The following is an 11,915-nucleotide window of genomic DNA, read 5'->3' as shown; positions in this document are numbered from 1 at the left end:
TCCCCTAGCATCGCCCCGGACGTCAGGGGGCGACGATGAGAGTGGTCGCGGGGCGGTACGCGATCTCGGCCGAACTGGGCCGCGGCGGCATGGGCGTCGTCTGGCGCGCCGAAGACACGGTGCTCGGGCGGCCGGTCGCGCTCAAGGAGCTGGCGACGCCGCCGGGCACGAACATCGAGCGGGTCATGCGCGAAGCCCGCACGGCCGGGCGGCTCAACGACCCCGCGGTCGTCACGGTGTACGACGTCGTGAGCGAGCAGGGCGCCACCTTCATCGTCATGGAGCTGGTCGTCGCGCCGACGCTGGCGGACGTCATCGAGCGCGAAGGGCCGCTGGACAACAGCCGCGTCGCCGCGCTCGGCCTGCAGGTGCTGGGCGCGCTGGAGAGCGCGCACGCGGCGGGCATCGTGCACCGGGACGTCAAGCCCAGCAACATCATGGTGCTGCCCGGCGACCGCGTGAAGCTCGCCGACTTCGGCATCGCGCGGGCGATGGACGACCCGTCGCTGACGCAGACCGGCGGTGTCATGGGCTCGCCCGGGTACATGGCACCCGAGCTGTTCGCCGGGGCCGGGCCGTCGCCGGCGGCGGACCTCTGGTCGCTCGGCGCGACGCTCTTCCACGCCGCCGAGGGCCGGGCGCCGTTCCAGCGCACGACGACGGCCGCGACCCTGCACGCGATCATGTACGACCAGCCTGTGCTGGAGCGCACCCGCGGCCCGCTCGCCGACGCCGTCCGCGGGCTGCTCACCCAGTCCACTTCGGACCGGCTGACCGCGCCCGGCCTGCGGCGGCTGCTGGAAATCGCGCGCACCGGCGTTCCGGCCCCGCCGTCGCGGACCGCGTGGCTCGCCACGCCGGAACCGGCCACAGTGGACGGTCGGCCGAAGAAGAAGCGTCGTCTGCCGCTGGTACTGACCGGGGTGGCGGTCGCGGTGATCGCCGCGCTCGGCGCGGTCTTCCTCCTCAAGCCGGACCGCACCACGCCCGTGCCCGTCGCCGGTCCCGCGTCGACGTCCGCGACGCCGACCACCACTCCGAAGCACAGCACCAAGAAGCCGACGCCGTCCCCGAGTTCCACCACCTCGCCGTCGTCGTCGACCACCGCCGACAAGCCGCACCCGGCCGAGGTGCCGCTGATCCGCTACCACCAGCCCGACGGCGGCCACTTCAGCGGGACGAAGAAGGTCGCTCCGCCGGCCGGCTTCACCAAGGAAGGCATCTTCGGTTCCCTCGTCGAGAAGGCCGAACCGGGCACGCGGAAACTGTTCGCCTGCAAGGTGAAGGACCAGAAGGACTGGTTCACCTCGACCGACCAGAGCGGCAAGTGCGAAGGCCAGCAGGCCCTGGGCCTGCTCGGCCACATCTACGCGAACCCGCCGTCCTGGGCGGACGCCCGCGCGATCTACCGCTGCAACGCGGGCGCGAGCCACTTCGACTCGCTCGACGCGGGCTGCGAGGGCAAGACCAAGGAGTTCCTGCTGGGTTACGTCATCGTCTGAAGCACTTCGGCGACGAGTTCCGGCCGCGTGACGAACGGGTGGTGCGCCACCGGCAGCTCGACGACGTCGGTCGCGCGCCCGGCTTGCCCGCGTTGCGTCTCCGGCAGCGTCGCGCGGTCGTCGGCGCAGACGACGTAGGTGGACGGGACCGCCCGCCAGGCAGCGGTCGTCACGGGCTGGCCGAAGACGGTTTCGTTCTGGGGCGTGAGCCGGGCGGCGGCACCGGCGTACGTCGGGTCGTCGAAGTCCTGGGCGAACAGCGGCCGCACGAACTCCTCGCGGACGCTCGCGGTGCCGTCGCCGTGGCTGACGTGCCACGGCGACGGCTCGCTGCCACCGAAGCCCGCGAGCGACTCGCCGGCGTCCGGCAGGAACGACGTCACGTAGACGAGCCGGCGGACCGCGGGGTGGTTGCCCGCTTGTGTGATCACCATCCCGCCGTAGGAGTGCCCGACGAGCAGCGCGGGCTCGTCGGAGGCGTCGAGGACCGCGCGGACGGCCGCGGCGTCGTCGTGGAGATCGCCGCGCGGCTCGCGCTCGCAGCTCGGCAGCACGACCGCTGAGCTGCGCAGACCGCGGCCGGCGAGCACGTCCGCCGTCGGCCGCCACCACCAGGCGCCGTCGCGGACGAAAGCACCGTGGACGAAGACGATTCGCATGGTGACAACCTGACAGAACCCACCCGGTCGAGTGACACAGTTCGCGGCGAGCGGACGAGGACTGGACAAACCGGAGGGCGAACACGAAGCTTTCGCGTGTTCTTCCGTGCCCGGCCGAGTCAGAGGTCGTAACAGTGAATGCTGCCTGGGAACCCGTCTCCCGCGTCGCCGACGAACCCGCCTGGTACTGGGTGTACGACAAGCTGGCGTTCTGGCCGAGCACGTACGCCCACGCCTGGCCGGGCTTCCGCGAGCCGGCGCCGTCGCGGACCTGGGACCTCTCGCCGGGTGACCTCGACCGCGCGTCGGCCGAGTTCCGCCTCGGCCCGTACGCCGTCGAAGAGCACCAGGTCGCGGCCATCGCGCTCGCCGCGTTCCGCGAGGTCTGCGGCCCGGACGACTGGATGTGGGCGCTGCACTGGCAGCACCAGTCCTTCCGCGTCCGCCCGCACCGGATGACCGAGGGCGCGCGCTGGCCGGTGCCGGTGTTCCCGCGCGCCGACTACCACCTGTTCCTCGCGTCGGACTTCTCGTTCGGCACGCTCGGCCACCCGTGGGAGCGCACGCTCTGCGTGTTCGGCGACAAGCTCGTCACGGCGTTCGAAAAGCACGGCGAAGGCGTCCTGACGAACGTGCTTCGCCGCGACGGGAAGCCGTCCGCGCTGGCCCGCTGAGCTCGCCGTTGATCTCTTGCTACCGTTCTGCGGGTGTTCGAGTATCACGGCTGGGTGACCATCCAGGCGACCGCGAGCGGCGACGACGACGCGGCGCTCCTGGAGCGCCTGGTCGACCGCGTGCACCGCGCGATCCGCGACGCGGGTGACTTCGACCTGGTCGATCTCAGGTGGAGCGCGGGCATGCCGATGCTGCACTTCGGCGGCTTCGACAAGCACGGCGGCCGCCTGGGCCCGGAGCTGCTGGAGCTGTTCACGAGGGTCGGCGAGCTGGCGGCGGGCTCGTACGGCCTGCTGCACGTGTGGGACGACCAGGACCCCGAGCACGACAACGAGTTCCGCGTGTACCGCATGGCCCGGGGCCAGGTGACGGAACGCGAAGACCCGCACCTGACCCCGGTCGCCCCGACGGTCCTGGACGTCTACGAGCTGTAGCCGCCCGGCTGACTGGATCTCTCGTTCGCGAACTGTCCACAGCCACCCGCGAATGTGGACAACCGGGCCCGCGACGCGTCCCACCCCCGCCTTTTGCCGGCCGCCGCCGATACGCTGAAAGCGGGGACGCCCCCCAGGGAGGGCGGGGCTGCCTACGCGCGGGGGTTGTCCCGCCGGGACCTCGCCCGCGGCGCGCTCTACCTGGTCACCTCCACCTTCACGCTCGCCAAGTGCGTCCGCGACAGACAGGACGAGACATCGGTGGTCTCCCGCGTAGACCAGGCCCGGCTCGACAAGCTCCTCGCCGAGCACGACCCGTTCAAAGCGTCCGCGCTGTAGGTCACCCGAAGAGGTGGTATCGAAGAGCAACGAAAGTCGTGTGACGGCGCTCACCGGCCCGAGACAGCGAAAAGCCCCTGCTCGCTATCCCGAGCAGGGGCTTTTCGATCTTGAGCGGATGACGGGATTCGAACCCGCGACCCTCACCTTGGCAAGGTGATGCGCTACCAGCTGCGCTACATCCGCACTGCGTTGCTGTTGAAGAGCACTCTATACCAAGCGAAAACCGCTCCGATGAGCGGGTCCCCCGGTGCCCTGACCCGGTGCTTCGGTGTCACAGCTGGCGTACAAGGGGTGACGACGGCTGAATCCCTCCGTATGGTGTCCCCATTCGACCGAATGGGGAGACCTTCGGGGAGGAGGTGCCGGGCCGGATGACCGAGCTGGGCACGGTGCCGCCGCCAGCGGCCTCGGAATCCGACGAGCAGGCACTGCTGCAACGACTGCGAAACGGCGAGGACGCCGCGTTCGGGGAACTGTTCGAGCTGCACGCCGCCGCCGTCCGCCGGCTCGCCCAGAGCCTGGCCGCAGACCGGTCCGAGGCCGAGGACATCACCGCGGAGACGTTCTTCCGCGTCCTGCAGGCCCTCCGCCGCGGCGCCGGCCCCAGAGACTACGTCCGCGCCTACCTCCTGACCGTCGCCCGCCGCGTTTCCTGGGAGTGGCACGGTGCCCGCCGGGACGTCCCCGTTTCCGACGACGAGCTGACCTTCCGCGCCGGCGCGGGTGCCGACACCCACGCCCGCACCGCCGAGCACACGCTGATCACGACGGCGTTCACCAGCCTGCCCGAGCGGTGGCGGACCGTCCTCTGGCAGACCGAGGTCGAGGGCGAGCAGCCCGCCATGGTCGCCACCCACTTCGGACTGAGCGCGAACGCGACCGCGGCGCTGGCCCGGCGTGCCCGCCAGGGCCTGCGCGCGGCGTACCTGCAGGCACACCTTTCGGTGAACCGCGGGCCGGATTCGTGCCGCGCGGTCGTCGAGAAGCTCGGCGGGTTCACCGCGGGCAGCGTGACCGGCGCCGAGGCCGAGCGGATCAAGGCGCACCTGCACGGCTGCTCGTCGTGCCGCGCGACCCAGGACGAGCTGCGCGACGTCTGTTCGTCGCTGCGCGCGCACGCCGGGGTGCTGGTGCTGCTGGTGCCGGCCGCGGGGGCCGCCGCGAGCGGCGGCGGCGTGCTGGCCGGGCTCGGCACGACGATCAAGGGCGTGCTGGTCGGCTCCAAGGTCAAGATCGGGCTCGCGCTGGCGTCCACCGCGGCCGTCGGTGCCGTCGGCGTCGCGGCCGGCCCGGTGCTGTTCGGGTCGACCCCGGCGCAGGACATCGGGCTGACCGGCGGCGCGCCCGAACTCGTCGTGGTGCCGCCCGCCGAGTCGCACCACCAGCCGCCCCCGCAGCCGCAGCAGGACCCGCGGATCGGCTTCGGCGTGCTCAACGGCCGCGGCGTCGGGGTCGCCGTCCCGGCGCGGCCGCGCGGCGGTGCCAAGCAGGTCGCGGCGAACGAGGTGCCGTCCGTGCCGGTGGGCGATGTCCCGGCCGGTGACACCGGCGCCGGTGAGCAGCCGGGTACCGGCGGCGAAACCCCGCGCGACGACGTGACGTCTTCGACGTTCAGCACGCCCGACCACTCGTCGACGTCGCCGCGGCTCGACTCCAGCACCACGGAGATGACGACGACCAGCGAAGAGACCTCGCCGGACAGCGCCGGGTCGCCCGAGCTGTCGTCGTCCGACCGGCCGGGGGTCCCGACGACGACCGCCCCGACGAAGCCCGAGCCGACCGACGGCTCCGGGACGACCGAGCCGTCGACGACGGTGACGCCGACGTCCGGCAAGCCGTGCCCGAGCAGCGCCTCGAGCGTCACCGAATCGGGCGAACCGACGGATTCGACGTCGACCACCGCTGAACAGCAGTGATCAACTTCCCCGGGTGGGATGTCCGGTTCTTCCCTCGCGCCGCCGAGCCCGGGCACGGTACCGTTGTGGGGCTCACCCTGCGGGCGCCCCGGGAGGCAACTGAATGAACCGGCTGGTACGCGGCGAAGACGGCCGCGACTGGGTGGTCCGTGCCCAGATGGAATGGCGCGCACCGGCGACGGCCGACGACTTCGAGCACGACGTCGCGGGCAGCTACGGCCCCGGCATCGCGATGATCGTGGTGACCGCCCTGCTGGCCGTGATCCTGGTGGTGTGGACGCCGAACGAGGTCAACATCCCCGCGTGGGTGCTGCTGGCCCTCCTGCTGGTGGTGCTGTTCTTCCCGCTGCGGTGGATCCTGCGCCGTCCGTGGACCGTGGTCGCGGAGACCGACGGCGACCACGACCGGCCGTCCGAACGCTGGGTCGGCACGATCCGCGGCATGTTCACCGTGCAGGGCGAGGTCAAGAAGATCTCCAAGACGATCCAGCGGCACTCGCTGCCCGACTTCGACGGGCCGCTGCACCCGGTCGAGTAGCCGGTACCGGAATTCGGCCGAAGGGGTGAAACTGGGGACATGCCCGAACTGCCCGAGGTCGAAGCGCTGGCGCACCACCTGCGTGAGAACGCGGTCGGCCAGACGATCTTCCGCATCGATGTCGCATCCCTGAGCGTCCTGAAGACGGCGACCCCGCCGTGGACGGACCTGCACGGCCGCGAGATCACCGGCGCCACCCGCCACGGCAAGCACCTGGACGTCGTCGCGGGCGATCTGCACCTGGTCGTCCACCTGGCCCGCGCGGGCTGGCTGCGCTGGTCCGACGGCCTGGCCGCGGCGCCGCTCAGGCCGGGCAAGGGCCCGATCTCGCTGCGCGTGCACCTCGAGTCCGCCACCGGCCCCGGCTTCGACCTCACCGAGGCGGGCACGAAGAAGGGCCTCGCGGTGTGGATCGTCAAGGACCCGCAGGAGATCGCGAGCGTCGCGCGCCTCGGCCCGGACGCGCTGTCGCTGGACGCGGCCCAGCTGCGGGAACTGTTCGCGGGCAAGAACACGCGGCTGAAGTGGGCGCTCACCGACCAGTCGCTGATCGCCGGCATCGGCAACGCCTACTCCGACGAGATCATGCACCGCGCGAAGCTCTCCCCGTACGCGACGATCGGCAAGCTCGACGACGGCGCGCTGGAGACCCTCGCCGAGGCGATCGTCGAGATCGAATCGGACGCGGTCGAGCGGTCGGTGGGCCAGAAGGCCGCGCGCCTGAAGGGTGAGAAGCGCTCGGGCCTGCGCGTCCACGCCCGCACCGGCCTGCCGTGCCCGGTCTGCGGCGACACGATCCGCGAGATCTCGTTCGCGGACAAGTCGTTCCAGTACTGCCCGACCTGCCAGACGGGCGGCAAGCCGCTGGCCGACCGCCGGATGTCGCGGCTGCTGAAGTAGCCGTGACACCTGTGGTCGCCACGTAACGCACCGGGATTCCCCCGTTCGGCCGCACGTGCTGTGCCGTCGAAGGCTCGTACCCCGGCAACTCGGGGTGCCGCCGCCGCTCGCACCGCCCTCTTCCTGCCGCTTTCCCCGGATCCGGTGGAACACGGCGCCCCTCCCGCGTGTTGCGGACAGTGACGGTGAAGGGTGTCGTCGGACTCTGAGTAGGGTCACTCCCACCCTCGGTCATCACAGTTGGACAGAAAGTGGGATCAGGCCTTGCACCCGGTTGGTCGAGCGCAGAGCATGGACGCCGTGTCCGGGTTTCCGCTTGCGCAGATCGTTCCGTGGGGTCTGGCCGTGTTGCTCGGCATCGCGGTGATCGTGCTGCTCGTGAAGCAGCGCAAGCCGGCCAGCGTGGTGGAAGACGCCATGCTGCAGGCCGTCCACCGGATGTCGAAGGCGGCGCCGAACCTCCGCTCCGGCCTGGACGAGGACGCCGCCGACAAGATCACCACCCAGCTGCTGCAGATGCTGGACTGCGTCGCCGTCGGGATCACCGACAGCGAAGGCACGCTGCTGTCGTGGGACGGCGAGGCGAACGAGCACTACGTCGACCTCGTCGACGCGATCGGCGCGGCCATCCGCAAGCACCGCCGCGAGGTCGTCGCGCACGACCGGATGCCGTGCAACCACCGCGGCACCTGCCGGATGAAGACCGCCGTGATCGTGCCGCTGCTGGTCGAGGGCGAAACCGAGGCGGCGCTGATCGTCGTCGGCCGGACCCGCGGGCGGCTGGTGCAGATGGCCGACGCCGTCGCCCAGTTCGTCTGCACCCAGTTCGAGCTGGCGCGGCTCGACGAGTCCAAGCACCAGCTCCAGCAGGCCGAGATCAAGGCGCTGCGCGCGCAGATCTCACCGCACTTCGTCTACAACGCGCTCAACACGATCTCCGCGCTGATCCGCACGGACCCCGAAGAGGCGCGAGAGCTGCTTCAGGACTTCGCCGACTTCACGCGCTACTCGTTCCGGACGTCGGGCATGTTCACCTCGCTGGCCGAGGAGCTGCGCAACATCGACCGCTACCTGACCATCGAGAACGCCCGCTTCGGCGGCCGGCTCGAGGTGCGGATGAAGATCGCGCCCGAGGTGCTCAGCGTCGTCGTGCCGTTCCTGATCATCCAGCCGCTCGTGGAGAACGCGGTCAAGCACGGGCTGGCCAGCAAGCCCAGCGGCGGCTGCGTCACGGTGATCGCGCAGGACCACGGCACCGAGGCGCTGATCAGCGTCGAGGACGACGGCATCGGCATGGACCCGCGGCGGCTGCGGGACGTCAAGAACGCGCACAGCACCGGCGCGCACGTCGGGCTCGGCAACATCAGCCAGCGCATGCAGCAGGTCTTCGGCAGCGACTACGCGGTGATGGTCGAGACCGCGCCGGGCGCCGGCATGAAGGTGACGTTGCGGGTGCCGAAGTTCGTCCCGGGCGTCCGGCCGAACATGCCGGACTACAGCGCCGACGCCGACGCGGACGTCCCGGCCCAGGGCGGCCCGGCCCAGCTGAACGGCGCCGAGGTGAACGGTGTCAACGGCACGCGCTCCGGCATCCTCCCCATGGGCTGAATCCGGCTAGCCTGGCGGTATGAGCGTTACGGACAAGCTGGCTTCGCGGATCCCGGTGCTCGCCGACCGGGTCGAGCGCAAGGACGTCGTGGCCGTGGTGAAGCTGCACGGTGTGATCACGCCGTCGCCATCGCCGCTGGGCCGGGGCGCTATCAACCTGGCCGCCGTGGAATCGGCCTTGACCAGGGCGTTCGGTCACGAGCGGCTGAAGGCGGTCGCGCTGCTGATCAACTCGCCGGGCGGCGCGCCGACGCAGTCCGGGCTGGTCGCGGAGCGGATCCGGCAGCTGGCCGACGAGAAGGGTGTGCCGGTCCTGGCGTTCTGCGAGGACGTCGCCGCGTCCGGCGGCTACTGGCTGGCCTGCGCGGCCGACGAGATCTACGCCCACCGCACGTCGATGGTCGGCTCGATCGGGGTGATCAGCGGCGGCTTCGGCTTCACGGGGCTGCTGGAGCGCTTCGGCATCGAGCGCCGTCTGCACACGGCGGGCGCGAACAAGTCGCGCCTCGACCCGTTCTCGCCGGAGAAGCCCGAAGACGTCGAGTGGCTGAAGAAGATGCACGCCCAGCTCCACGAGCTGTTCGTGGGCTGGGTGAAGGAGCGCCGCGGCGACCGCCTCGCCGACACCGACGACCTGTTCACCGGCGACGTCTGGCTCGGCGCGAAGGCGGTCGAGCTGGGCCTGATCGATGGCCTGGGCAGCCTCCGCCAGATCGTCACGGACCGCTTCCCGGACGCGGAGATCTCGGTGGCGGAGCCGAAGAAGGCCCTGCTGGCGAGGCTCGGCATCGGTGCCCCGGCGGCGGCTTCGGCGGTGCTGGAAGCGGTGACGCAGAAGGCGGCGTGGTCCCGCTTCGGCCTCTGAGCCGCCTGTCCGGTTTGGGTACTTCCGGGCAGACTTTGTGACCTGGATCACTCAACTCCCGTAACGCCTCTGGAGTCGCGCCGGGGCGTCAGGTCTCCTTGTCGACGGGCTTTGTTGTGAACGGCAACAAATCCGGTCGACAAGGAGGTCGTCCCCGATGCCCCACTCCCGAAGACTCGCCCTCGGTGCCGTCGTCGGCGCCGCGCTCATCACCGTGCCCCTCACCCTGAACGCCGAAGCGTCCATCCCGCCGCCCGAGTCCGGCTGGACCACCGTCTTCGCCGACGACTTCACCGGCGGCTCCGGCGCGCTGCCCTCGAGCGCGAACTGGATCATCGACACCGGTCACAGCTACCCCGGCGGCCCCGCCAACTGGGGCACCGGCGAGATCCAGAACTACACGGCGAGCACCGGCAACCTCTCGCAGGACGGCGCCGGCAACCTCCGCATCACGCCGTTGCGCGACGGCTCCGGCAACTGGACGTCCGCCCGGATCGAGACCCAGCGGACCGACTTCAAGCCACCCGCCGGCGGCGTCATGCGGATCGAGAGCCGGATCCAGATGCCGAACGTCACCGGCGCCGCCGCGCTCGGCTACTGGCCCGCCTTCTGGGCGCTCGGCGGCCCCTACCGGGGCAACTACTGGAACTGGCCCGCCATCGGCGAGTTCGACATCATGGAGAACGTCAACGGGATCAACTCGGTCTGGGGCGTCCTGCACTGCGGCGTCAACCCCGGTGGCCCGTGCAACGAGACGACCGGCCTGCCCGCCAACCGCGCCTGCCCGGGCAGCACGTGCCAGTCGGCGTTCCACACCTACCGCTTCGAGTGGGACGCGAGCACCAGCCCGCAGGTGTTCCGCTGGTTCGTCGACGGCCAGCAGTTCCACTCGGTGAGCCAGAACCAGGTCGACGCCACGACCTGGGCGAACATGACGACCCACCAGGGCTACTTCGTGCTGCTGAACGTCGCCATCGGCGGCGCGTTCCCGAACAACAACTCCGGCACGACCACGCCGGGGCCGGGGATCGTGCCCGGGCGCCCGATGGTCGTCGACTACGTCACCGTCACCACCCGGGGCGGGAGCGGTGGCGGCACGACGACCCCGCCGACCACGACCACTCCGCCCAGCGGTGGCGGCAGCGCGTACAGCACCATCCAGGCCGAGTCGTTCAGCCAGCAGTCCGGGGTGGTCACCGAAGCCACCACGGACTCCGGCGGCGGCCAGAACATCGGCGCGATCGCCAACGGCGACTGGGCGCTCTACCCGAACGTCGACTTCGGGAGCAGCGCGGCCACGAACTTCCAGGCCCGCGTCGCGTCCGGGGCGGCATCCGGCGTCAGCGGGCTCGTCGAAGTGCGGCTCGACAGCCGGTCCAACGCGCCGATCGGCAGCTTCGCGGTGGGCAACACCGGCGGCTGGCAGAGCTGGCGGACCGTCCCGGCGAACATCAGCGCGGTCACCGGCGTGCACAACGTGTACCTGACGTTCACGAGCGGCCAGCCCGCGGATTTCGTGAACCTCAACTGGTTCACGTTCGTGCATTGAGACGAGGGACCCGCGGCCCCGGCCGCGGGTTCTCCCACATCAGGCAGACGGGGGCTGGACATTGCACTCGGCAATGGGCAGGATGCGTTTCACTGTGAGTGCTCACGATGACACCCGGAAGCTCGTGGTCCTGGCCGTGGACGACGAGCCGAACGGTCTTGACGAACTCGTCCACTGCCTGCGCAACAGCCCGCACGTGGCGAAGGTGTTCCCGGCGATCGACGCGTCCGAGGCGCTGCGGTTGCTGTCCACCGACGACCCGAGGCTACGCGAACGCAAGGACCGCGGCCTGCCGATCGTCGACGCCGTCTTCGCGGACATCGACATGCCCGGCCTGTCCGGCATGGAGATGTCGCGCGTGTTCGCCGCGCTGCGGCCGTCGCCCGCGCTGGTGTTCGTCACCGGCCACGCCGAGGAGGCGGTCAACGCCTTCGACCTCGGCGCGCTGGACTACGTGCTCAAGCCCTACCAGCAGGACCGCCTCGACCGCGCCATCACGCGCGTGATCGACAAGCTGGCCGCTGCCGCCGCGCCGCCGCCCGGCGCCATGGGCGGCGAGCCCGGCGTGAAGAACGACGACGAGGTCATCCCGGTCGAGCTGGCCGGCACCACCAAGCTCATCCCGCGCTCCTCGGTCCGCTGGGTCGAGGCGCAGGGCGACTACGCGCGGCTGTTCACCACCGAAGGCAGCCACCTGGTCCGCATCCCGCTGGCCCAGCTCGAAGAGCGCTGGGAGAAGGCCGGGTTCGTCCGGATCCACCGGTCGTTCCTGGTCGCGCTGCCGCTCATCACGGAGCTGCGCATGGGCCAGGGCGGCTACCAGGTCGTGATCGGCAACGAGGAGAAGGTGCTGCCGGTGAGCCGGCGGCACACCCGCGCGCTGAAGGACCGGCTGGTCGGTTCGGGCCGGAACGGCTGAGCCGGGGC

Annotated in this window: 12 protein-coding genes and 1 tRNA gene; 11 read left to right on the top strand and 2 right to left on the bottom strand. The window is 70.9% G+C overall.

Annotation, left to right across the window (positions count from 1 at the left end; genetic code table 11):
- Positions 1-35 precede the first annotated feature (35 nt).
- Positions 36-1,502 (top strand): serine/threonine-protein kinase, encoded by a 1,467-nt coding sequence (locus ACWEVP_RS05435; protein ID WP_452061416.1) that lies wholly within the window; start codon positions 36-38, stop codon positions 1,500-1,502.
- Here the strand turns inward: ACWEVP_RS05435 and ACWEVP_RS05430 are convergent.
- Complete coding sequence (locus ACWEVP_RS05430) at positions 1,487-2,161, bottom strand: alpha/beta fold hydrolase (protein ID WP_452061415.1); 675 nt, start codon at positions 2,159-2,161, stop codon at positions 1,487-1,489. The two genes, ACWEVP_RS05435 and ACWEVP_RS05430, sit on opposite strands and share 16 nt — an antisense overlap.
- Positions 2,162-2,295: 134 nt before the next feature.
- On the opposite strand from ACWEVP_RS05430, the gene ACWEVP_RS05425 reads away from it, so the two are divergent.
- The 3 genes from ACWEVP_RS05425 to ACWEVP_RS05415 all read left to right on the top strand — a co-directional run bounded on the left by ACWEVP_RS05425 (position 2,296) and on the right by ACWEVP_RS05415 (position 3,609).
- Entirely contained in the window at positions 2,296-2,835 is a 540-nt protein-coding gene (locus ACWEVP_RS05425) for a DUF2716 domain-containing protein (RefSeq protein ID WP_452061414.1), read from the top strand.
- A gap of 33 nt (positions 2,836-2,868) precedes the next feature.
- Positions 2,869-3,270 carry an immunity 7 family protein gene (locus ACWEVP_RS05420; protein ID WP_452061413.1) on the top strand — a complete coding sequence of 134 codons (402 nt, stop codon included), beginning with the start codon at positions 2,869-2,871 and terminating at the stop codon, positions 3,268-3,270.
- 165 nt (positions 3,271-3,435) lie between these two features.
- Positions 3,436-3,609, top strand: a complete 174-nt coding sequence (locus tag ACWEVP_RS05415) for a hypothetical protein (protein ID WP_452061412.1) — start codon at positions 3,436-3,438, stop codon at positions 3,607-3,609.
- Positions 3,610-3,722: 113 nt separating this feature from the next.
- Here ACWEVP_RS05415 and ACWEVP_RS05410 read toward each other — a convergent pair.
- Positions 3,723-3,795 (bottom strand) — tRNA-Gly (locus tag ACWEVP_RS05410).
- Positions 3,796-3,983: 188 nt separating this feature from the next.
- On the opposite strand from ACWEVP_RS05410, the gene ACWEVP_RS05405 reads away from it, so the two are divergent.
- The 7 genes from ACWEVP_RS05405 to ACWEVP_RS05375 all read left to right on the top strand — a co-directional run bounded on the left by ACWEVP_RS05405 (position 3,984) and on the right by ACWEVP_RS05375 (position 11,907).
- A complete protein-coding gene (locus tag ACWEVP_RS05405; protein ID WP_452061411.1) occupies positions 3,984-5,528 on the top strand; it encodes a sigma-70 family RNA polymerase sigma factor in 1,545 nt (514 codons plus the stop codon).
- 103 nt (positions 5,529-5,631) lie between these two features.
- Complete coding sequence (locus ACWEVP_RS05400) at positions 5,632-6,066, top strand: DUF983 domain-containing protein (protein ID WP_364463932.1); 435 nt, start codon at positions 5,632-5,634, stop codon at positions 6,064-6,066.
- 39 nt (positions 6,067-6,105) lie between these two features.
- Complete coding sequence (locus ACWEVP_RS05395; RefSeq protein ID WP_452061410.1) at positions 6,106-6,966, top strand: Fpg/Nei family DNA glycosylase; 861 nt, start codon at positions 6,106-6,108, stop codon at positions 6,964-6,966.
- Positions 6,967-7,257: 291 nt separating this feature from the next.
- Complete coding sequence (locus tag ACWEVP_RS05390; protein ID WP_452061409.1) at positions 7,258-8,574, top strand: histidine kinase; 1,317 nt, start codon at positions 7,258-7,260, stop codon at positions 8,572-8,574.
- Between the two features lie 19 nt (positions 8,575-8,593).
- On the top strand, positions 8,594-9,439 hold the full coding sequence (locus tag ACWEVP_RS05385) for a S49 family peptidase (protein WP_452061408.1): 846 nt from the start codon (positions 8,594-8,596) through the stop codon (positions 9,437-9,439).
- Positions 9,440-9,596: 157 nt separating this feature from the next.
- Complete coding sequence (locus ACWEVP_RS05380; protein ID WP_452061407.1) at positions 9,597-10,988, top strand: glycoside hydrolase family 16 protein; 1,392 nt, start codon at positions 9,597-9,599, stop codon at positions 10,986-10,988.
- A gap of 82 nt (positions 10,989-11,070) precedes the next feature.
- Entirely contained in the window at positions 11,071-11,907 is an 837-nt protein-coding gene (locus ACWEVP_RS05375; RefSeq protein ID WP_452061406.1) for a LytR/AlgR family response regulator transcription factor, read from the top strand.
- Positions 11,908-11,915: the final 8 nt, after the last annotated feature.

Source organism: Amycolatopsis sp. NPDC003865 (assembly GCF_053605345.1).
Note: the sequence above shows the minus strand (reverse complement) of the source record. Positions and strands in the feature narration are given on the sequence as shown.